A 21804-nucleotide genomic window follows, 5' to 3' on the forward strand; every position below is an offset into this window, starting at 1 on the left:
AGCGGTCCGTGCTCAGCCTCGAGCACGGCATTGATCGATTCTACGGTCCTGTCCGCCGTTTGGAGGACAACTGTTATCGAGCCTTAACCGAATTCCGCCCCGACGCGAGGCGAGGGGGCGGAATTCCGGGGCGGATGCCGTTGATCAGGCGAAGGCCTCGATCGGCGGGCACGCGCACACGAGGTTGCGGTCGCCCCAGGCGTTGTCGATGCGGCGCACCGGCGGCCAGTACTTGGTCGCGATCTGCGCGTGCACCGGGTAGGCGGCCTGCTCACGGGTGTACGCGTGCGTCCACTCCCCCGCGATCAGCGAGGCGGCGGTGTGCGGCGCATTCACCAGCGGGTTGTCGCCTTGGGGCCAGGTGCCCGCCGCCACTGCATCCGCCTCGGCCTTGATCATGATCATGGCCTCGATGAACCGCTCCAGCTCGCCCAGGTCCTCCGACTCGGTCGGCTCGACCATCAGCGTGCCGGCAACCGGGAACGACATGGTGGGCGCGTGGAAGCCGTAGTCGATGAGCCGCTTGGCGACGTCGTCGACCGTGATGCCGGTGGCCTCCTTGAGCGGACGCAGATCCAGGATGCACTCGTGCGCGACGCGGCCGTTCTCGCCGGTGTACAGCACCGGGAAGTGGTCGGCCAGTCGTGCGGCGATGTAGTTCGCGGAGAGCACCGCCGCAGCGGTCGCCTCGCGCAGGCCGGCCGCGCCCATCATCCGCACGTACGCCCACGAGATCGGCAGCACGCCGGCCGAGCCGTACGGAGCGCCTGAGACGGGACCGCCGTCGAAGACGTATCCGCCCGCGTGCTCGGTCTTCTGCGCCTGCGGATGCCCCGGCAGGTGCGGTGCGAGGTGCGCCTTGGCCGCCACCGGGCCGATGCCCGGGCCGCCGCCGCCGTGCGGAATCGCGAACGTCTTGTGCAGGTTGAGGTGCGAGACGTCGCCGCCCAGGTCGCCGAAGCGCGCGTAGCCGAGCAGGGCGTTGAGGTTCGCGCCGTCGACGTACACCTGACCGCCGGCCGCGTGCACGGCAGCGGTGATGTCGGTGACCTGCTCCTCGTACACGCCGTGCGTGGACGGGTAGGTGATCATCAGCGCGGCGAGCTCGGCGGAGTTCGCCTCGATCTTGGCGCGCAGGTCGTCCAGGTCGACGTTGCCCAGCTCGTCCGTGGCGACGACGACCACCTTCATGCCCGCGAGCACGGCGGATGCCGCGTTCGTGCCGTGCGCGGACGACGGGATGAGGCATACGGTGCGGTGCTCGTCGCCGTTCGCGTGGTGGTAGCCGCGGATCGCCAGCAGGCCGGCGAGCTCGCCCTGCGAGCCGGCGTTCGGCTGCAGCGAGACCGCGTCGTACCCGGTGACCTCGGCAAGCCATGCCTCGAGCTGGTCGATCATCTCGAGCGAGCCCTCGACGTCCTCGCGCGGGGCGAAGGGGTGCAGCTGTGCGAACTCGGGCCAGGTGATGGCCGCCATCTCGGTCGCCGCGTTGAGCTTCATCGTGCACGATCCCAGCGGGATCATGCCGCGGTCGAGCGCATAGTCGCGATCGGCGAGCTGCTTGAGGTAGCGCATCATGGCGGTCTCGGAGCGGTGCGCGTGGAAGACCGGGTGCGTGAGGTAGTCGTCGGTGCGACGCAGAGCGCCCGGGAGGGCGTTCGCTCCGGTGAAGACGATGCTCTTCGGCTCGTCGGCGCTCTTGCCCGCGAACGACCGGATCACGAGATCGAGATCCTCGGAGGTCGTGGTCTCATCCACCGAGACGCCGACGGCGTCGGGGCCGGCGAGGTGCAGCAGGATGCCGGCCTCGTGTCCGCGCGCGACGACTGCCGCGGCATCCGTCGTCCGCACCAGCACCGTGTCGAAGAACGCGTCGTGCACGATCTTGGCACCCGCGGCGACCAGGCGGTCGCGCAGCAGCGCGGCCTTGGCCGCGACCTCGCCGGCGATCGCCTTCAGCCCGTCGGGGCCGTGGTAGACGGCGTACATCGAGGCGATCACGGCCAGCAGCACCTGGGCGGTGCAGATGTTCGAGGTCGCCTTCTCACGGCGGATGTGCTGTTCGCGGGTCTGCAGCGCCAGGCGGTACGCCGGGTAGCCCGAGGCGTCCTGCGAGACGCCGACGAGGCGACCGGGCAGCTGACGCTCGAGTCCTGCGCGCACGGCCATGTAGCCGGCGTGCGGTCCGCCGAAGGCCATTGGCACGCCGAAGCGCTGGGTCGTGCCCACCGCCACGTCGGCGCCGAGCGAGCCGGGCGAGCGCAGCAGGGTCAGCGCGAGCAGGTCTGCGGCGACGACCGCGAGGCCGCCTGCGACATGCGCGGCGTCGATCACGGCGCTCGGGTCGGCGACCCGTCCGGATGCCCCGGGGTACTGCACGAAGACGCCGAACAGCTCCTCGGGCAGCTCCTCGCCTGCAGCGAAGTCGCGCTCGACGAGCTCGATGCCGACGGCGTCGGCGCGCGTGTGCAGCAGCGACTTGGTCTGCGGCAGCGCGTCGGCGTCTACGACGAAGACCGGGGACTTCGACTTGGAGGCGCGACGGGCCAGCAGCATGCCCTCGGCGACCGCGGTGGACTCGTCGAGCATCGACGCGTTGGCGGTCGACAGCCCGGTGAGGTCGGACACCATGGTCTGGAAGTTGATCAGCACCTCCAGGCGCCCCTGCGAGATCTCCGGCTGGTACGGCGTGTAGGCGGTGTACCAGGACGGGTTCTCCAGCACGTTGCGCTGGATGACGCTCGGGGTGATGGTGCCGTAGTAGCCGAGCCCGATCATGGCGCGGTTGACGGTGTTGCGGCTCGCGAGGGCGCGCAGCTCGGCGAGAGCCTCGGCCTCGGACGCGGCGACGGGGATGACCGACTCGGCGGCCGGATCCGTGAAGATGGTGCCCGGCACTGCCTGGCGCATCAGGACGTCTATCGGGTCGTCCCCGGTAACACCCAGGGCATCGAGCATGCGCCCCCGGTCACCGGCGTCCGGCCCGATGTGGCGATCGGCGAACGAGACCATCAGGCCCCCGTGATCGCGACGTAGCCGTCGCGGTCGAGCAGGCCCTCGGTGGCGCCGTCCGCCACCTCGACCTTGATCAGCCAGGCGCCCTCGAAGGGCTCGGAGTTCAGCAGAGCCGGGTCATCGACGACGGCGTCGTTGATCTCGGTGACAGTGCCTGCGACCGGCGCGTAGAGCTCGGAGACCGACTTGGTCGATTCGGCCTCGCCGAAGACGTCGCCGCGGCTCAGCTCGGTGCCCACGGCGGGCAGCTCGACGAAGACGATGTCGCCGAGGGCGTCAGCGGCGAAGTCGGTGATGCCGACGGTCGCGACGGCGCCCTCGAGGGCGACCCACTCGTGCTCTTCGCTGTACTTGAGGGTGGTCAGATCGGTCATTTCGTCCTCCGGTAGAAAGGCAGTGCGGTCACGGTCGCGGGGATCTTCGTCCCGCGCACATCCAGGAATAGCGGGGTTTCGCCCGCTGCATAAGTGGGCGCCACGAAAGCCATGGCGATCGGATGCCCGAGTGTCGGGCTCAGGGCTCCGCTGGTGATCTCGCCGACGGCGGTGCCGTCCTCGAGCACGATCGCATAGCCGGCGCGGCCGGCGCGACGGCCCTCTGCGGCGAGGCCGATCAGCACCGCGGCATCCGCCGCCGGCTCGACGACGTCCTTGCCGACGAAGCGCTCCTTCGAGGTGACGACGACGCGGCCGAGACCGGCCTGCGCGGGCTTGGTCTGGCGGTTCAGCTCGTGGCCGTACAGCGGCATGCCCGCCTCGAGGCGAAGCGTGTCGCGCGCGGCGAGGCCGGCGGGGACGAGACCGAGGGGCTCACCGGCGACGAGCACGGCGTCCCACAGCGCCTCGGCGTCGGCGGCGGCGACCATCAGCTCGAAGCCGTCCTCACCGGTGTAGCCGGTGCGGGCGACCAGCACGGGCTTGCCGGCGAAGGTCGCGCTCGCCCAGGCGTAGTACTTCTGCTCCTCCCAGGCGACGCTGACGTCGTCGAGACCGGCGATCGCGGAGACGATCGCCTCGGCCCGCGGGCCCTGCACGGCGATCAGCGCGTAGTCGTCTGAGACGTCGGCGACCTTCACGTCGAATCCGTCGACGCGGGCGGACAGCGCCTCGCTGACGAACTCGCGGTTGCCCGCGTTCGAGATGATCAGGTAGTCGTCGTCCTGCAGGCGGTAGACGATGACGTCGTCGATGATGCCGCCGTCCTCGGCGAGCAGCAGCGAGTACTTCGCCTTGCCGACCGCGAGCGCGGAGAGCCGGCCGGCGAGCGCGTAGTCGAGGTACTCCCCCGCCTGAGCGCCCTCGACCGTGAACTCGGCCATGTGCGAGATGTCGAAGACACCGGCGGCCTGGCGCACGGCGTGGTGTTCGGCGAGATCGGACGTGTAGCGCACCGGCATCTGCCAGCCGCCGAAGTCGGTGAAGGACGCCCCGAGCGCCTCGTGGCGCGAGCGGAGCGGGGTGTAGCGGGCGTCGGTCATGAGTTCTCCCGTTGTCGGGCGGCACGGCGGATCACCGTGTCCTGCGAACTCCCCCTCTGTCATGGGCCTGAGAGCTTCGCCCCCTTCGCTGTATCAGCAGCGCGGGGCTTTCACCGTCGGCGGATGCGTGCGCATCGCTTTTCAGAGCGGCCGGACGCGGGCGGTGGGGGTACCTGAGAGATTGGCGGGGAGGCTTGCTCCTTCGGTGCCCGGCTGTGTGCACCGGGCTCTCCCGCACGCGTCGTACGGCCTGTGTTCTGTTGTTGGGCACTACTGCTGTCAAGCATACCGGCTCGGATGCGTGAAACAGTGCCCGCCCGCGCACATCAAGGGGCCGGTGCGCGGGCGGGGGTCTGCGGGCGGGAGCGCGCCTCAGGCGCCGGCGAGCTCCCTGCGCACCTCGTCGCGCAGCTGCCCCATGTTCTCGGGGTCCGGCGCCGCGCCGAGGAGGGTCTTCGTGTAGTCGTGCTGCGGATTGAGGATCACCTCGTCGCTCGGGCCGCGTTCGACGACATCGCCGTGGTAGAGCACCATGATCTCGTCGCTGAAGTGCCGCGCGGTGGCCAGATCGTGCGTGATGTACAGCACGCCGAGATCGCCCTCGCGCTGCAGGTCGGCGAGCAGGTTCAGTACGCCGAGACGGATCGAAACGTCGAGCATCGACACCGGCTCGTCCGCGACGATGAAGCGCGCGCCGGGTGCGAGCGCCCGCGCGATCGCGACGCGCTGGCGCTGCCCGCCGGAGAGCTCGTGCGGGCGGCGGTCCGCGAAGCTCTCTGACGGCGTGAGCTTCACCCGATCGAGCAGCTCCAGCACGCGAGCGCGGACCTGGCGGCCCCTCAGCTCGGGGTGGTGCAGCCGCAGCGGTCGCTCCAGGTGGTGCGCGATCGAGTGATACGGGTTCAGCGAGGCGAAGGGGTCCTGGAAGATCATCTGCACCTGCGAGCGGTAGCGGGCGATCTCCCTGCCCGCCATCGTCGTGGGCGCGCCGTTCAGCAGGATCTGCCCCGAGGTCGGGGTCTCCAGCTTCATGAGCATCCGGGCGATCGTCGACTTGCCGCTGCCGGACTCGCCCACCAGGGCGATGGTCTTCCCCGCCTCGAGCGTGAACGAGACGTCCTTGACCGCGTGCAGCGTCGACGTCTTGAAACCGGAGCGCAGGGTGAAGTCCTTGACGAGGCCGCGGGCCTCGAGCGTGGTCGTCGTGCCGTTCATCGGACCTGCTCCTGACTCTGCTGGAGACCGGTGCGGACGAAGTCTCCGCGTTCACCGGTCAGGCTGGGGAAGCTCGACAGCAGTCGCTTGGTGTAGTCGTGCTGCGGGTTGCGGTAGACCTCCTCGGCGGTGCCCTGCTCGACGATCTCGCCCTGCAGCATCACCGCGATGCGGTCGGAGATCTCGAGGAGCATCGGGAGGTCGTGCGTGATGAAGATCACGGCGAAGCCGAGCTTCTCGCGCAGGCGCATGATCTCGCGGATGATCCCGCGCTGCACGACCACGTCCAGGGCGGTGGTCGGCTCGTCCATGATCATCACCTGCGGGTCCAGGGCGAGCGCCATCGCGATCATCATCCGCTGCCGCATGCCGCCCGAGAGCTCGTGCGGGAAGCTGGTGAGACGGTTCGTGTCGACACCCACCAGGGTGAGCAGCTCCTTCGCCCGTTCGGTCTTCGCCGCCCTGCTCATGCCAGGGCGATGCGTGTCGAAGATGTCGAAGATCTGCGCCTTCACGCTGATCACGGGGTTGAGCGAGTTCATCGCGCCCTGGAACACCATCGACACCTTGTCCCAGCGGAAGGCCCGCAGCTGCTCGGTGCCGAGCGCGACGATGTCGATGTCCTCACCCGAACGATCATGAAGCGTGATCTCACCGGCTGTCATCAGCGCCGGCGGCTTGAGCAGGCGGTTGAGCCCGTAGGCCAGGGTCGTCTTCCCGCACCCCGATTCGCCGGCCAGTCCCAGGATCTCTCCGCGGTTGAGCGTCAGCGAGACGTCGCGCACGGCCTTGACCGGCGGGTCGACCTCGTACTCGATCGAGACGTTGCGCGCGGTGAGCACCGGCTTGGGTGCGCTGTTCTCGGTCACGCGCCGATTCCCTTCTTCTTGGCGAGGCGCACGCGGCGAGCCGCATCCGGCGCACTGCGCAGCTTGGGGTTGATGACCTCGTCGATGGCGAAGTTGATGAGGGCCAGGCCGGCGCCGAGCGCGGCGATCATGAGACCCGGCGGGACGAACCACCACCAGGCGCCGCGGCCGAGGGCCTGGCCGGACTGCGCGTCGTTGAGGATCGTGCCCCAGGTGATCGACGAGTTCGGGCCGAGGCCGAGGTAGGACAGCCCCGCTTCGGCGAGGATCGCCGAGATGATCGCGAAGAGGAACTGCGCGGTCAGCAGCGGCAGCAGGTTGGGCATGAGCTCGACGAGGATCGTGCGCCACGGCTTCTCGCCCGCGACCCTCGCCGCATAGACGTAGTCCCGGCTGCGCAATGAGCGGGCCTGCAGGCGCAGCACGTACGCGGCGCCGGCCCACGACGTGATGCCGAGGATCACGGCGACGAGCTGCCAGCTGCGCTGAGACACGAATGCGGCGATGACCATGACCAGCGGAAGACCCGGGATGACGATCATGACGTTGGTCAGGAGCGCGAGCACGTCCTCCTTCCATCCGGCCAGATACCCGGCGAGCACGCCGAAGAACAGGGACAGCACGATCGCGATGCCGCCCGCGACGACGCCGACCAGCAGCGATCCCCTGGCGCCGATGGCGAGCTGCGCGAACATGTCGTTGCCGAGCTTCGTCGTGCCCAGCAGATGCTCGGCCGACGGCGGCGAGAGTGACGGGTTGTCCGTGCTCGTCGGGTCCTGCGTGAAGAACGGCACGACGATCGCGAAGAGCACGATGCCGAGGACGATGACGACACCGACGATGAACTTGGGCGACCGCATCGACCCCAGCCCGCGGCGCCTGCGCTTCGTCTGGGTGGCCAGCGTGACGGTGTCCTCCGGCGGCAGCTTCGGCAGGTCGCTGCCGAGCACGCGGTCGGACTGCGGCTGGGTCAGCGGTTCGGTCTCGATCTCAGACATTCTGACGGGCCCTCGGGTCGATGAACCCGTACAACAGGTCCATGAAGAAGTTGGCGCCGAGCACGGCGATGGTGATGACGAGGAACAGGCCCTGCATCAGCGCGTAGTCGTTGTTGGTCACGGCCTGGAACATCAGCTTGCCGATGCCCGGGTAGGTGAACACCTGCTCCATGACGATCGAGCCGGCGACGACGAACCCGAGCGAGATCGAGAACCCCGCGATCGAGGGGATCGCCGCGTTCCGGGCGGCGTAGGTGGTCATGATGCGCCGGGGCCGGAGTCCCTTCGCCTCGGCCGTGATGACGTAGTCCTCGGCGAGGGTGGAGACCATCATGTTGCGCATACCGAACATCCACCCGCCCACCGAGCTGATCACGATCGTGATCGCCGGGAGGATCGCGTGGGCCACGGCGTCGCTGAAGAACGCCCATGACGCCTCGGGACCGTCGGGGAACTCGAAGACGTCGTAGCCGCCGAAGATCGGGAACCAGCCCAGCGTCACCGCGAAGACGAACACCAGGATCAGCGCCATCCAGAAATACGGGATCGACTGCAGGACCGTGGAGGCGGGGATCAGGTGGTCGACCCAGGTGCCGCGCTTCCAGCCCGTCCAGGCGCCGAGGACGATGCCGAGGACGAATGAGATCACCGTGGCGGTGCCGATGAGGACCAGCGTCCAGGGCAGCGCCTCGGCGATCAGCTCCGAGACCGGAGTCGGGAACTTGGTGACGGACACGCCCAGATCGCCGCGGAGCATCTGGCCCCAGTACTGGAAGTACTGCTGCCACAGCGGTGCGTCGTCACCACCGAGCAGCATCTTGATGTTGCGGATGGTGGTGGCGGAGACGTCACCGCCGGCGCGCTGCATCTTGGCGATCATGATGTCCGCCGGGTTCCCCGGCATGAGCCGGGGAAGCAGGAAGTTGAGGGAGATCGCGGCCCACAGTGTGAATGCGTAGAACCCGATCCTTCGTGCGTAGAACTTCATCTCACGGACACCTTGACTTCCTGCTTCCCCTTCACTGCCTCACGTCCTCCGGATCACTCGACCGGCTTCAGGTGCTGCAGGATGTAGCCCGCGGCGACGGCACCCCAGGACGGCGGGAAGGCGTAGAGGTCGTCCTCGGTCGCCCAGCCCGTGTACTCCTTGGAGTTGTAGAAGGTCTGCGTCGCGTTGATCACCAGCGGGATGTACGGCAGGTCGCGCACGATCTCGGTCTGGATCGTGGCGTACAGCTGCTTGCGCGTCGCCTCGTCGTTCGTCGGGATGGCCTGCTGAATGGCGGCGTCCACCTTCGGGTTGCTGTACCGGCTGAAGTTCCAGCGGCCTGCCGGGACTTCCTCGCCCACCTTGGCGGTCGAGCCGACGGCGGTGCCGCCGAACCAGTCACGGTAGATCTGGAACGGGTCGGCGACGGAGGTGCCGACGACGCCGCCGACGATCAGGTTGTACGAACCGCTCTGACGCGCGTCCGAGAACTCCTGCCACTGCACGGTCGAGACGTTGAGCTTGATGCCCGCGGTCTTGGCCTGCTCGGCGATCAGCTTCGCCGCGTCGTTGTAGTCGGTCCAGCCGTCCACGGAGATGAGGTTCATCTCGAGGACCTTTCCGTCCTTGGTGTAGAAGCCGTCCGAGCCCTTGGTGTAACCGGCCGCCTCGAGGATCTCGCCGGCCTCCTCCGGAGCCGCCTCCTGCGGGCTGACCTTGTTCGCCGGGTCGGCCACCCACTTCTCGTCACGCGGCATCAGCGCGAACGTGGGCGAGATGTCGCCGGTCATGCCGACGAACGCCTTCTCCTTGATGACGCCGCGGTTGACCGCGACGTTCAGAGCCTGACGCACGGCGACGTCGGTCTGCGCACCCGTGCAGCCGAGGTCGGCGTTGGAGCAGGTGTAGAGCACCGTCGGGTCCTGCGGCGTGTTCAGCCACTCGATCTTGCCGTTCTTGGTGACATCGCCCGGGTTGGGGATGAACATGCCGGTCCAGTCGAGCTTGCCTGCGGCGAGAAGGTCCTGTGCGGTCTGGTTGTTGTCGACCGCGATGTACTGCACCTTCCTCACGGCGAGGTCGTCGGCGCCGCGGAACTCCTTGTTGGCGACCAGCGTGTACGACTCGCTCGTCGTCTTGGAGACGACGTAGGGGCCCGATCCGACCGGCTCCTCGTTCGCGAAGTTCGCGAAGTCGGTGATCGACTCCCAGATGTGCTTCGGCAGGATGTACGTCGAGCCCATGCGCTGGAACTCGGTGGTGTACTGCGCGACGCCGTAGGTGAGGACGACGGTCGTGTCGTCGGTCGCCTCAGCCGAGACCAGGCCGTTGCCCTCGGGGTTGTTCGCCGAGTAGTTGAACGTGAACGCGACGTCCTCGGCGGTCAGCGGCTTGCCGTCGGACCACTTCAGTCCGCTCTTGAGCTTGACGGTGATCTGGGTGCCGTCCTCGTTGTACTCGAACGAGTCGCCGAGCAGGCCGACCGGCTTCTCGTCGGCCGTCTTGTTGTAGAAGAACAGCGGCTCGTAGATCGGACCGAGCGCGCCGTGGAGCACGGTCGGCGCGAACGGGTTGTAGTTGGGCTTGATCGGGGTGGTGCTGCCCGCCCAGACCCGCAGAGCGCGGTCGCTCGACCCGCTCGAACCATCGTTGCCGCCGGCCGGCGTGCAGCCGGTCAGCGCAAGTGCGAGCGCCGAGGCCCCCGCGATTCCGGTCAGCGCAAGACGCGCGACATTACGACTCATTCTCTTTTCCTCTCGGTGCTGCTTTGCAGGAGGGGTGACCTCCGTCATGGAGGACAAGCCCGAATGGGTTTGTTAGGACAGCAACCTAACAAACTCGTCCGGGTCGGAACAAGGGCTCCCCGAGGGGGTTCGATAACGTTTCGGACTCGGCCCCAGAACCCCGGTGGAACCCGCCAGGGCACGACGAGGACTCTGAGACGGGCGTCAGCCCTTGACGGCACCCGCCACGAGGCCGCTCGTCATGCGGCCCTGGACGATCACGAAGAAGATGATCACGGGGATCGCGACGATGGCGGACGCCGCCATCACCTGCCCCCAGTTGATCGCCTCGGTCTGGCTCTGTTGCACGAAGCCACGCAGCCAGAGCGGCAGGGTGCGGTTGTTCTCCATGATCACCAACGCGACGGTGAACTCGTTCCAGCACTGCAGGAAGGCGAACACGCCGGTCGCCACCAGCCCCGGAGCGAGCAGCGGGAAGGTGATGCGGATGAACGCCTGTGTGCGGCTCAGGCCGTCGATCATCGCGGCTTCCTCGAGCTCTGCCGGCACCCCGGCGACGAAGCCGCGCAGCATCCAGATCGTGAACGGCACGACGGCCGCGACATACAGGATGCTGAGCCCCAGCACATTGCTGAGCAGACCGAGGCTGGACATCATCTTGTACTGCGCGATGAACAGGCCCTCGGCAGGCAGCATCTGGATGAGGAGGATCGTCACGATGAACGTGACGCGACCTTTGAACTTGAACCGGCTGATCGCGATGGCCGCCAGGAACGCGAAGACCAGGCAGACCGCCACGGAGAGCAGCGTGACCGAGACGCTCACCCCCAGGGCCGAGAAGAACGCCGGGGTCAGCACGTTCTGGAAATTGTTGAACGTGCCTCCTATCGGGAGGAACGTCGGGGTCCTCGACTCCAGGGTCGCCGCCGAGAGCATGGACGAGTTGATCATCCAGTACACGGGGAAGGCCCACGCGACGGCGAGCACCAGCGCGAGCGCGCTGAGCAGCCAGGTGGATGCCCGGAACCGACGGCGCTTGCGCGGGATGCGGTCCGCGGGTGCGGCGTCTTCGGCGGGGTAGGCGCTCTCGAGTCGTTCGGCGACGACAGCGGTGTCTGCTGCGGTGGTCACTGGGTCTCCTCCTTGATGAGGCTGCGCACGTAGAACCAGCTCAGCGCGATCGTGATGGCGAGGACGAAGATCGACATGGCCGCTCCCCCGCCGAAGTCCATGCCGGCCACGCCGGTCTTGTAGATGTAGGTGCCGAGCAGGTCGTAGTCGGTCGACTTGGGGCCGGCGTCCTGCAGCAGGGTGATCTGCGCGAACACGCGCAGATCCCAGATGAGGTTCAGCAGCAGCACGATCGCGATCACGGGTTTGAGCACCGGGTACATGATGTGCCGGAACCGCTGGAAGGCTCCGGCGCCGTCGAGCTGCGCGGCCTCGAGGACCTCGCCGGAGACCTGGGTGAGGCCGGCGTAGGCGGAGAACGCCACGAAGGGGACCGACATCCAGGTGATGATGATCGACGCGACGATGAAGAACAGCAGCGGCGTCGTGCCGATCCAGTTGAAGTTTCCGATGTCGACGCCGGGGATGAGGTTGATCAGGTAGTTGATCACGCCCTTGCGTCGATCGAAGAGCCAGATCCACACGGTCATGGCGGCGATGACGGGCATGGCCCACGCCAGCAGCAGGGCGATCTGCAGGATGAACCGGAACGCGGCGGGGACCTTGGTCATCAGCAGCGCCATCAGCACGCCGACCACGACGGTGATGAAGGCGGTGACCAGGCAGAACAGCACCGACCGGAAGGTGACCTCCCAGAACGTGGGGTTCTGCGCGATGGCGATGTAGTTGTCGAACCAGACGAAGTCGGGAGCCTTGCCGCCGAGCTGCTGCAGGGCGCCGTACTTCTGGAACGAGGTGACGATCTGCCACCCGACCGGATACCCCATGCCGAGCAGGAGCACGAGCACTGCGCCGGTGATGAGTGCATAGGGCGCCCAGTTCTTGCGGCGCTCAGGCGCCGGGGGCGCCTGCTTCGGGGGCGCCTGCGTGGGGACTGCAGTGGATGTCATGGAATCGCGAAACCCGTCTCTGGAAGGGGAGATGACGACGGTGCGGGGGCCGGACACTGCCCGACCCCCGCGAGAGGCATCAGCCGTTGATGATGCCGTTGATCTTGCTGTCGTATTCCTTTGCCAGGGAGGCGGTGTCGCCGCCCTCGGCGATCTTGCCGAAGAACTCCTCGAGGATCTTCTGGCCCTCGACCGCGGCCCAGCCCGGAGCGGCCGGGGTCAGCTTGGAGCCCAGCGCCGAGTCGACCAGCGCCTTGGCGAACTGGTCGGTGCCCAGCTGCGCGACGTACTTGGTGTTCGCCGGGCCGAGGCCGTTCTTGGCGAGCAGCGTCTGGTAGTCCTCGGAGAAGATGATCCGCATCAGCTCCTTGGCACCGGCTTGCTTGGTGCTCTTCGCGGAGATGGCGATGTTCGAGCCACCCGCGAAGACCGGCGCCACGGTGCCGGCCTCGACGCCCGGAAGCGGGAACACGCCGAAGGTGGCGTCGTTCCACTCGCGCTTCTCGTTGCCCTTGTCGTCGTCACCCTTGTAATCGCCGACCGACCAGTGCGCCCAGCCCGGCGCGATGATCGTCGCCGCGGTGGGGGCGGCGCCGTCCTTGTCGTTGTTGATGTTCACCCACGGGGTGGAGTCGTCCTCGGTGGCCGGAGCGTTCGACGCGTTCTTGAACAGCTCCTGGAACTGCTTCAGACCGACCTGCGTCTTCTCGCTGGACAGCGTGGAGACCCACTTGTCGCCGTCCTTCTCCGCCAGCTCTCCGCCGTTCGCGAAGACCCAGGAGACACCGTTGCGCCAGTCCTGGCCGCCGATGTAGAAGCCGGACTGACCGGCCGTCTTCAGCTTGGCGACGTCGGCGTTGAACTCGTCCAGGGTGGAGGGGACCTCGAGGCCCGCGGCCTCCCAGATGTCCTTGCGGTAGGTGATGTACCGCGAGCCGAAGTAGTAGGGCAGCGCGTACTGCTTGCCGTCGACCGTGCCGACGTCGACGAACGACTTCAGCAGGTCGTCACCGCCGAGGTCCTGGTAGATGCCGCTCAGGTCGGCGAAGGCGCCGGCGGTGGTGAAGGTCGGCGACCAGGTGTTGCCGATCTCGGTGACGTCGGGGGTGTTCTTCGCGTCGGGCAGCTGGTTGGTCAGCTTGGTGAGCGCGTCGGTCCAGTCCTGCTGCTGGATGGTCAGCTCGCCGCCGGTGGCCGCCTTGTACTCCTTGACCAGGTAGTCGCGGGCCTCCTGGGGGGTGTCTCCACCCATGACCCAGAAGGTGATGTCCTGGTTCTTCGCGCCCTTCGTGTCGAAGCCGCTGGCCGCGGCTCCGGCGCTGCTGTCGCCGTTGGTCGAGCAGCCGGTCAGGGCGATCGCGAGGACCGAGGCCCCCGCGAGCGCGGTGAGCGCGAGGCTGCGCTTGCCGTTTCGGATCATTCCTGTGTTTCCTCTCGGTGCTGCACTGCAGAGATGGGTGGAGGTTTTGTTAGGACAGTAACCTAACAAACTCCGACGGCGTGTCAAAGGCAGATCGGCCGTGAGAGATAACGTTTCGGATTCGGAAGGCTCACGGGCCGCGTGCGCGCACCGCATAGGCTCGAGGCGTGAGCCCCAGAAGCACCGAGGACGACGCCATCCGCGTCGCCGTCTCCACCGTGATCTTCTCGCTGCGCTCGGCACCGGACGGCGATCGCCTGATGCTCCCGCTGGTGCGCCGCACGCGCGACCCGTATCTGGGCATGTGGGCACTCCCCGGAGGGTGGCTCGACCCCGCCGAGGACCTCGACACCGCCGCCTCCCGGACCCTGGCGGAGACGACCGCGCTGATGCCGAGCTACCTCGAACAGCTGTACACGTTCGGCGAGGTCGACCGCTCGCCGTCCCGTGTCGTCTCGATCGTGTACTGGGCACTGCTGCGCTCGGACCTCGTCGATGCCCAGCGCTCGTCGGCCGACGCCCCCGAGAACGTCGAGTGGTTCGACGTCGACGACCTGCCGACCCTCGCGTTCGACCACAACCGCATCGCCGAATACGCCCTGTGGCGACTGCGCAACAAGGTCGGCTACAGCCGGATCGCTGCGGGCCTGCTGCCGGACGAGTTCACGCTGTCCGAGCTGCGAGAGGTCTACGAGGCGGTGCTGGGGCGCCGCCTCGACCCCTCCAACTTCCGCCGCCTGCTGGAGGGAACGGACGAACTCGTGCCCACGGAGTCGTTCCGCACCGGCAAGCACCGCCCCGCGCGCCTGTTCCGCCGCAACCCCGACGCCTGACACCGGATACGCCCCGGTCGCCGGTTCGCTGGCGTCACACCGATTGCACTTCTGGTCAGACCGACATAATCTGTTCTCGCACAGTAAGTGTCACAGCGACCAGAAGGTTCTCATGTCATCGCTCCCCCTTCTCGACCCCTCCGTCGACCACGCGCTGCAGCTGATCGTCACCGGCGTCTCCACCGAGGAGACCTGCACGACCGACCTCGCCGCAGGGCCCTGGGACTTCGACACCCGCCCGGGGTACGGACCCGGCTCGTCGATGGGCGACGTCATCCCCACAGGGGCTCCGCACCAGGGCGCACTGCCGGCGGCGTACCGCGACGCGTCAGAGGATGAGCTCGAGGACCGCATCCGCGCCGCGAAGCAGACACTCGGCGACCGCGTGGTCGTGCTGGGTCACTTCTATCAGCGCGAGGAGGTGGTGCGTCACGCCGACTACGTGGGCGACTCGTTCCAGCTCGCGCAGGCGGCGCTCGACCGCCCCGAGGCCGAGGCGATCGTGTTCTGCGGCGTGCACTTCATGGCCGAGACCGCCGATCTGCTCTCCAGCCCCGATCAGGCCGTCATCCTGCCGAACCTCGCCGCCGGCTGCTCGATGGCCGACATGGCCGACATCGACCAGGTCGAGGACTGCTGGGAGCAGCTCGCCGACATCTACGGTCCGCTCGACGAGCAGGACGCCGACGGACTCGTCCCCGTCGTGCCCGTGACGTACATGAACTCCTCCGCTGCGATCAAGGGCTTCGTGGGCAGACACGGCGGCATCGTATGCACGTCGTCGAACGCGAAGACGGTGCTGGAGTGGGCGTTCGCCCGCGGGCGCCGAGTGCTGTTCTTCCCCGATCAGCATCTGGGCCGCAACACCGCGAAGGCGATGGGCGTGCCGCTGGAGCGGATGCCGCTCTGGAACCCGCGGAAGGCACTCGGCGGATCGACGCCCGCGGAGCTGGAGGACGCCCGGGTGCTGCTGTGGCACGGGTTCTGCTCCGTGCACCGCCGCTTCACGACCGCACAGATCGAGCAGGCCCGGATCGAGCACCCCGGCGTGCGCGTGATCGTGCACCCGGAGTGCCCGATGGAGGTCGTCGACGCCGCGGACGAGGCCGGCTCCACTGCGTACATCCGCCGGGCGATCGAGGAGGCGACCGAGCCCACGACCTTCGCGATCGGCACCGAGATCAACCTGGTGCGGCGCCTCGCCGCGCAGCATCCGCAGCACGAGATCTTCTGCCTCGATCCCGTCGTCTGCCCGTGCTCGACGATGTACCGCATCCATCCCGGCTACCTCGCCTGGGTGCTCGAGGAGCTCGTCGCCGGACGCACCGTGAACCGCATCTCGGTGGCGGCCGATGTCGCCGAGCCCGCACGGGTCGCCCTGGAGCGGATGCTCGCGGCGAAGCCGGAGGCGGCGAGCGCATGAACGTCGTGGTCGTGGGCAGCGGCATCGCGGGTCTGACCGCGGCGCTGCACGCGCACGAAGCCGGGCACGCGGTGACTCTGGTCGTGAAGGACGCGCTCGGCGGCGGCAGCACTCCGCTCGCGCAGGGCGGCATCGCCGGCGTGTACGGTCCGGGCGACTCGGCGGCCGAGCACGCGGCGGACACCCACACCGCGGGCGCCGGCCTCTCCGATCCGGTCGCCGTGGACGTGCTGGTCGCCGATGCCGCCGTGCGCATCGCCGAGCTCGCCGCGCGCGGCGTCGTCTTCGACCGCACACCGGACGGAGCGCTGGCACGAGGGCAGGAGGCCGTGCACTCGCATCCGCGCATCGCGCACGCCGGCGGCGACGCCACGGGCGCCGCGATCTCCGCTGCTCTGGTCGCGCAGGTGCGTCAGGCGACCTCGCGGACGGCGGACGACCTTGCGGATGGCGGACGACACGCCGCGCAATCCGCCGCCGCACGCAGAACGGTCCGCCAAGTGCAACGTGGGATCGAGATCGTCGAGCACGCGTTCCTGACGGACCTCGTGGTCGAGGACGGCGCCTGCCGCGGCATCCGAATCCTGGTCGGTCCGCAGGTGGCGGACGATCTCGCGGATGGCGGACGACACGCCGCGCAATCCGCCGCCGCTCGCAGAACGGTCCGCCAGGTGCCACGTGTACTGCGGGCGGATGCCGTGATCCTGGCGACCGGCGCAGCCGGGCAGCTGTACGCGCACACGACCAACCCGGCCGGTGCGACCGGCGACGGGATCGCGGCGGCACTGCGCGCCGGTGCCGCGGTCGCCGATCTGGAGTTCGTGCAGTTCCACCCGACGATGCTCGCCGTCGGCGCCCCGTTCCTCATCTCGGAGGCCGTGCGCGGCGAGGGGGCCGTGCTGCGGGATGCGGCAGGCCGGCGCTTCGCGTTCGACGCGCACCCCGACGGCGAGCTCGCGCCGCGCGACGTCGTCGCGAGGGCGATCGCGCGGCAGCAGGCCGCCGATGGTGCACCGGTGCGACTGGACGCCACCGCGCTGGGCGCCGCACGGCTGGCGGAGCGCTTCCCGACGATCGACAGGGTCGTCCGCGAGCGCGGCCTGGACTGGGCGCACGAGCCGATCCCGGTGACGCCCGCGGAGCACTACCTGATGGGCGGCATCGCCACCGACGTCGACGGGCGCACATCAGTCCCCGGCCTGTTCGCGGTGGGCGAGGTCGCGCGCACCGGCGTGCACGGAGCGAACCGCCTGGCGTCCAACTCGCTGCTCGAGGGCGCGGTGTTCGCCGCGCGGGCGGTGGAGGCGCTGGGTCGCCCATGGACCTCCGGGACGCAGATTCCGTCGTCCCCGACCGTGCAGAGCGACGAGTTCTGCGACGCGGAGGAGCCCTTCACCCGCGCCGCACTGCAGCGGCTGATGTGGGACGAGGTCGGGCTGCTGCGCACGACCGAGGGCCTCGCCCACGCGCTCGGCACCGTCCGCGCCTGGCGGGAGCGGCAGCATCCGCCGATCACCGTCGCCGAGCACGAGGACGCGAACCTGCTTCTCGTCGCCGAGGCCACGGCGGCCGCAGCGCTCGCACGCCCCGTCTCCGTGGGCGCGCACTTCCTCGAACCCGCCCTGATCGGAGCCCGATGATCACCCCCGCCACCCTCACGCGCGTCGTCTCCGCCGCCCTCGAGGAGGACGCCCCGTGGGGCGATCTCACCAGCACGTCGCTGATCCCGGCGGATGCCGCAGCTGTCGCCGACCTCGTCGCCCGCGAGCCCGGCGTCCTCGCCGGCGGCGCGGTGTTCGCCACGGCGTTCGCCCTCACCGACCCGGCGATCACGGTGGATCTGCACGTCGCCGACGGCGATCGCTTCGAGGCCGGGGACGTCCTGGCGACGGTGACCGGCCCGGCCCGCGGAATCCTCACCGCGGAGCGCGTCGCGCTGAACTTCACGCAGCGGTTGAGCGGTGTCGCCACGCTCACGGCCGCGTACGTCGACGAGGTCGCCGGCACCGGCGCGCGCATCGCAGACACCCGCAAGACCACCCCCGGCCTGCGCGCGTTCGAGCGCCACGCCGTGGTCAGCGGCGGCGGACACAACCACCGGCACTCCCTCTCGGACGCCGTGATGGCCAAGGACAACCACCTCGCCCTGCTCACCCGCGACGGCGGTGATCTGGTGTCAGGCCTTCGGGCTGCGCGTGAGCGACTGCCGCACACCACGCACGTCGTGGTCGAGGTGGACCGCATCGATCAGATCGAGGCCGTGCTCGACGGAGGCGCCGACACCGTGCTGCTGGACAACTTAACCCCGGCGCAGCTGCGCGAGGCCGTCGCGCTGATCGGCGGACGTGCTGTCGCAGAGGCATCCGGAGGGGTGAACCTCGACACGGTCCGCGCGATCGCGGAATCGGGCGTGCAGGTGATCTCGGTCGGCGCGCTCACGCACTCCGCGCGCGCGGTGGATCTGGGACTCGACATCAGGATCTCCTGACGTGTTCTACGCCGATCATGCCGCGACCTCGCCGGTGCGCCGCGAAGTGCTCGAGGCGATGGCGCCGTATCTCGGCGGGGTGTTCGGCAACCCGTCCAGCCACCACACCGTCGGTGAGGCCGCGTCCCTCGCCCTGGAGGACGCGAGGAGACGGGTGGCCGCCGTACTCGGCATGCGCCCCGGCGACGTCGTCTTCACCTCGGGCGGCACCGAGGCGAACAACCTCGCGGTGAAGGGGATCGTGCTGGCCTCCGGCCGGCGCCACCTGATCACGACACCGATCGAGCACGAGTCGATCCTGGAGTCCGCCGGCTACCTGCAGCGTTTCCACGGTGTCGAGGTCACGTTCCTGCCCGTCTCGGCGAGCGGCCGTGTCGAGCCGGATGCTGTAGCCGCGGCGCTGCGGCCGGACACCGCACTGGTGTCGATCGGGCACGCCAATAACGAGATCGGGACGGTGCAGGATGTCGCGGAGATCGCGGCGCTGCTTGCAGGTGGCGGAGCGGATGGCGGACGGCGGGCGCCCCGCGGCGACACCGACCGCCGAGTGCAGGATCGTCCGCCATCTGAAAGGCGCGTGCCTCTGCACGTTGATGCCGTGCAGTCCGCGGGATGGCTGGAGCTCGCCGGTCTCGGCGCCGACGCGATCTCGATCGCGGGGCACAAGCTCGGAGCGCCGAAAGGCATCGGGGCGCTCGCCGTGCGCGGGCGGGTGCCGTTGGAACCGCTGCTGCACGGCGGCGGCCAGGAGCGAGGACGGCGCTCCGGCACCGAGAACGTCGCCGCGGCAGTCGGACTCGCGACGGCGCTGGAACTCGCGGAGGCGGAGCGCGGGGACGCCGCCGATGTCGTTCGCGAGCGGACGGCGATGTTCATCACCGCGGTGCTGCGGCTCGTGCCGCAGGCGGCTCTCACCGGGGATCCCATTCACCGTCTGCCCGGAGTGGCGAGCTTCACCTTCGCCGGCGTCAGCGGCGAATCGGTGCTGCTCGAGCTGGAGCGCCGGGGCGTTGTCTCGTCGAGCGGATCCGCCTGCGCCGCCGGCAGCGACGAGCCATCGCACGTGCTGCTTGCCTGCGGCATCGACCCTGTCGTCGCTCAGACGTCAGTGCGGTTCACGTTCGGAAGGGTGCCGCTGGAGCAGCCGGACGCACTCGCGGCCCTCGTCGCGGAGTCGGCCGCAGCTGCATCCGGTCGTTGAGCGCCCTTCGTCTCGTCGCTGCGCTCCTCGCTCAGGATCCGCGACCGGGGCGTGACTCATCCCACCAGTCGAGCACGCGGGAGCCGATCAGGGTGAGCCATTTCGAGGGCTCGCCCTGCGGCACGTCGACGTCCACCCAGATCGCTCCACCCGGCACCCCGCCCTGCACCCAGGTGCCGTCGGGCTGCCGCGCGGCGCGCACGACCTCGACGGCCTCGGCGAGTCTCGGATCGGGAGCCGTGCCCTCCAGCACGGATGCCGCGCGGAAGTGGTCGAGCGCGGCGAGGGCGCTGTACTGCCATCGGCTCGGTGCGATGAAGTCCGTGACCCACGGCCCGACGACTTCGCCGGTGGTCAATCGCCGCATCAGCCCGCGTTCGAGCAGGTACTCCTCCCCCGCCCGACGCGTCTGCTGCAGCGCGAGATCGCCGGTGATGCGCTGATAGTTGAGCATCTCGACGAGCGCATTGAGCGTCGAATGGAATGACGAACGCACCGAGTCGCCCTCCTCCGCCTCGCAGTTCCAGCCGCCGTCCTCGAGCCGGTGCTCGGGGAACCAGGCGACCAGGCGCGAGACATCGGCTCCGAGCCAGGCACCGCTGGCGAGCGTGAAGCCGTTGATGCAGACATCGACCTCGCCGTGCCAGTAGGGCAGGTCCTCGTACTCCCAGGTGCTGTTCGCCGCGAGCTTCTGCGCGGTGCCCTCGAGCACGGCGGCGTCCAGGCCCAGATCGCGCAGGTCTTTCAGGGCCCACGTGGTCGCGATCCACGGCTGGCCCTCCTCGTCGCGCTCGACGATGCCCTGGCCTGTGTAGTCGCGCTCCCTCGACGGGAAGTACGCCCCGCCGGCCCACTGCCCGTCAGGATCCTGGTGCGCGAGGATCGTCGCGCCGTACCCCTCGGTGGCGATCCTGGCCCTGGTGCGTTGCCAGACGTCCTCGCCGACGCCGAGCAGATCACGCTCGACCTGCCATCGCAGCGACGGGTCGGAATCGAGCAGCCAATCGATCTTTTCCTTCGTCAGTGAAGACATGTGCGGCAGGCTACGCCGCGCCGCCGACATCCGGAACCCCGCCGGGGACCTGCGGCCCGCGGATAGAATCGGCGGGTGCCCGAAGCGCTCGTGACCATGATCGTGCCCGGTCGAGACATCGCGGCGTACGCGCCGGCGGCGCTCGAGTCGCTCCGTGCGCAGACGGAGCCGCGCTGGCGCGCGATCCTCGTCGACGACGGGTCGGTCGATGCCACGGGCGACGTGTTCGCCGCCGCCGCGGCATCCGATCCGCGCTTCACGCTCGTCCGGCACGACGCGACCCGCGGTCTCGGCGCCGCGCGCAACGCCGGCCTCGACCTCGTCGACACGCCCTTCCTCGGCTTCCTCGACGGCGACGACGAGCTCACCCCCGGCGCACTGGCGCGGATGACCGCGACGCTCACCGAGACGGGCAGCGACTTCGCCGCCGGCGCCTACGTGCGCTTCCGCCTCGCAGACGGCCACTACCGCCCCGGACGCGTGCAGCCCTGGACAACGGCCGCCACCGATCCGGAGCGGCTGTCCACCACGATCCACGCCCACCCCGCGGCATCCGCGAACATCGTCGCCTGGTCGAAGGTGAGCCGCACCGGCTTCTGGGACGACCGCCGCTTCCCTGTCGGGGTCGCCTACGAGGACCAGATCGTCGCCCAGCAGATGCACGTCGAGGCGCGCGCCTTCGACGTCGTCCCCGACGTGCTCGTGCACTGGCGGCTGCGGGCGGACGGCACCTCGATCACGCAGGGCAAGGATCGCCTGCCGGTGCTGCGCGACTACCTCGCGGCTCTGCTCGGCGGCATCCGGGTGCTGCAGGACGCAGAGGCATCCGCCGCGGTCGTCGCCCGCCTCGACCTCATCCTGGCCATGGACGTCCCTCCGCTGACGCACATAGCGGCCACGCATCCCGACCCGGGCTACCGGGCCGAGCTCGACGCGTTCGTCGCGACGCTGCGCACCCTGCCGGAGTTCGCGCAGGCCTCCCCCGACCCCGGGCTGTCCGAGGCGCTGCACTGGTGAC

Annotated in this window: 18 protein-coding genes and 2 riboswitches; of the genes, 6 read left to right on the plus strand and 12 right to left on the minus strand. The window is 69.1% G+C overall.

Features of this window, described 5'->3' with window-relative positions; all coding sequences use genetic code 11:
* Positions 1–144: 144 nt before the first annotated feature.
* The 11 genes from gcvP to GON06_RS07070 form a co-directional block, all read right to left on the minus strand.
* Positions 145–3012, minus strand: coding sequence for an aminomethyl-transferring glycine dehydrogenase (gene gcvP, locus GON06_RS07020; protein WP_157311578.1), 2868 nt, complete (start codon positions 3010–3012; stop codon positions 145–147).
* Positions 3012–3389 carry a glycine cleavage system protein GcvH gene (gene gcvH, locus GON06_RS07025; RefSeq protein WP_157311579.1) on the minus strand — a complete coding sequence of 126 codons (378 nt, stop codon included), beginning with the start codon at positions 3387–3389 and terminating at the stop codon, positions 3012–3014. The genes gcvP and gcvH overlap by 1 nt, the downstream gene beginning before the upstream one ends.
* A complete protein-coding gene (gene gcvT / locus GON06_RS07030) occupies positions 3386–4492 on the minus strand; it encodes a glycine cleavage system aminomethyltransferase GcvT (RefSeq protein ID WP_157311580.1) in 1107 nt (368 codons plus the stop codon). The genes gcvH and gcvT overlap by 4 nt, the downstream gene beginning before the upstream one ends.
* Positions 4493–4541: 49 nt before the next feature.
* A riboswitch (glycine riboswitch) is annotated at positions 4542–4642 on the minus strand.
* Between the two features lies 1 nt (position 4643).
* A riboswitch (glycine riboswitch) is annotated at positions 4644–4737 on the minus strand.
* A 127-nt stretch (positions 4738–4864) separates the two neighbouring features.
* Positions 4865–5707, minus strand: a complete 843-nt coding sequence (locus GON06_RS07035; RefSeq protein ID WP_157311581.1) for an ABC transporter ATP-binding protein — start codon at positions 5705–5707, stop codon at positions 4865–4867.
* Positions 5704–6576: an ABC transporter ATP-binding protein gene (locus GON06_RS07040; RefSeq protein WP_198346655.1), complete on the minus strand. Its 873-nt coding sequence runs from the start codon at positions 6574–6576 to the stop codon at positions 5704–5706. The genes GON06_RS07035 and GON06_RS07040 overlap by 4 nt, the downstream gene beginning before the upstream one ends.
* Entirely contained in the window at positions 6573–7574 is a 1002-nt protein-coding gene (locus GON06_RS07045; protein ID WP_198346636.1) for an ABC transporter permease, read from the minus strand. Before GON06_RS07045 ends, GON06_RS07040 begins: the two co-directional genes overlap by 4 nt.
* Complete coding sequence (locus GON06_RS07050; RefSeq protein ID WP_157311582.1) at positions 7567–8562, minus strand: ABC transporter permease; 996 nt, start codon at positions 8560–8562, stop codon at positions 7567–7569. The genes GON06_RS07045 and GON06_RS07050 overlap by 8 nt, the downstream gene beginning before the upstream one ends.
* A gap of 53 nt (positions 8563–8615) precedes the next feature.
* Complete coding sequence (locus GON06_RS07055; RefSeq protein WP_157311583.1) at positions 8616–10307, minus strand: ABC transporter substrate-binding protein; 1692 nt, start codon at positions 10305–10307, stop codon at positions 8616–8618.
* Between the two features lie 204 nt (positions 10308–10511).
* On the minus strand, positions 10512–11438 hold the full coding sequence (locus GON06_RS07060; RefSeq protein WP_378736932.1) for a carbohydrate ABC transporter permease: 927 nt from the start codon (positions 11436–11438) through the stop codon (positions 10512–10514).
* On the minus strand, positions 11435–12388 hold the full coding sequence (locus tag GON06_RS07065; protein ID WP_157311584.1) for a carbohydrate ABC transporter permease: 954 nt from the start codon (positions 12386–12388) through the stop codon (positions 11435–11437). Before GON06_RS07065 ends, GON06_RS07060 begins: the two co-directional genes overlap by 4 nt.
* 79 nt (positions 12389–12467) lie before the next feature.
* Positions 12468–13808, minus strand: coding sequence for an extracellular solute-binding protein (locus tag GON06_RS07070; protein WP_157311585.1), 1341 nt, complete (start codon positions 13806–13808; stop codon positions 12468–12470).
* A gap of 260 nt (positions 13809–14068) precedes the next feature.
* Between GON06_RS07070 and GON06_RS07075 the strand changes: the two genes are divergently transcribed.
* From GON06_RS07075 to GON06_RS07095, 5 genes are all read left to right on the plus strand, one after another.
* Positions 14069–14641, plus strand: coding sequence for an NUDIX hydrolase (locus GON06_RS07075; RefSeq protein ID WP_157311802.1), 573 nt, complete (start codon positions 14069–14071; stop codon positions 14639–14641).
* Positions 14642–14753: 112 nt separating this feature from the next.
* Entirely contained in the window at positions 14754–16064 is a 1311-nt protein-coding gene (gene nadA, locus GON06_RS07080) for a quinolinate synthase NadA (RefSeq protein WP_157311586.1), read from the plus strand.
* The gene (locus tag GON06_RS07085; protein ID WP_157311587.1) at positions 16061–17704 is read left to right on the plus strand and encodes an L-aspartate oxidase; all 1644 of its coding nucleotides are present in this window, start codon (positions 16061–16063) and stop codon (positions 17702–17704) included. Before nadA ends, GON06_RS07085 begins: the two co-directional genes overlap by 4 nt.
* Positions 17701–18552 carry a carboxylating nicotinate-nucleotide diphosphorylase gene (nadC, locus tag GON06_RS07090; protein ID WP_157311588.1) on the plus strand — a complete coding sequence of 284 codons (852 nt, stop codon included), beginning with the start codon at positions 17701–17703 and terminating at the stop codon, positions 18550–18552. The genes GON06_RS07085 and nadC overlap by 4 nt, the downstream gene beginning before the upstream one ends.
* Before the next feature lies 1 nt (position 18553).
* A complete protein-coding gene (locus tag GON06_RS07095) occupies positions 18554–19753 on the plus strand; it encodes a cysteine desulfurase family protein (RefSeq protein WP_332837247.1) in 1200 nt (399 codons plus the stop codon).
* Positions 19754–19784: 31 nt separating this feature from the next.
* Here the strand turns inward: GON06_RS07095 and GON06_RS07100 are convergent, their stop codons facing one another.
* Positions 19785–20786 carry a squalene cyclase gene (locus GON06_RS07100; protein WP_157311589.1) on the minus strand — a complete coding sequence of 334 codons (1002 nt, stop codon included), beginning with the start codon at positions 20784–20786 and terminating at the stop codon, positions 19785–19787.
* Between the two features lie 75 nt (positions 20787–20861).
* Here GON06_RS07100 and GON06_RS07105 point away from each other — a divergent pair, with 75 nt between their 5' ends.
* Positions 20862–21803, plus strand: coding sequence for a glycosyltransferase family 2 protein (locus tag GON06_RS07105; protein ID WP_332837248.1), 942 nt, complete (start codon positions 20862–20864; stop codon positions 21801–21803).
* Position 21804: the final 1 nt, after the last annotated feature.

The organism is Microbacterium sp. MAH-37 (genome assembly GCF_009758255.1).
Lineage (GTDB): Bacteria > Actinomycetota > Actinomycetes > Actinomycetales > Microbacteriaceae > Microbacterium.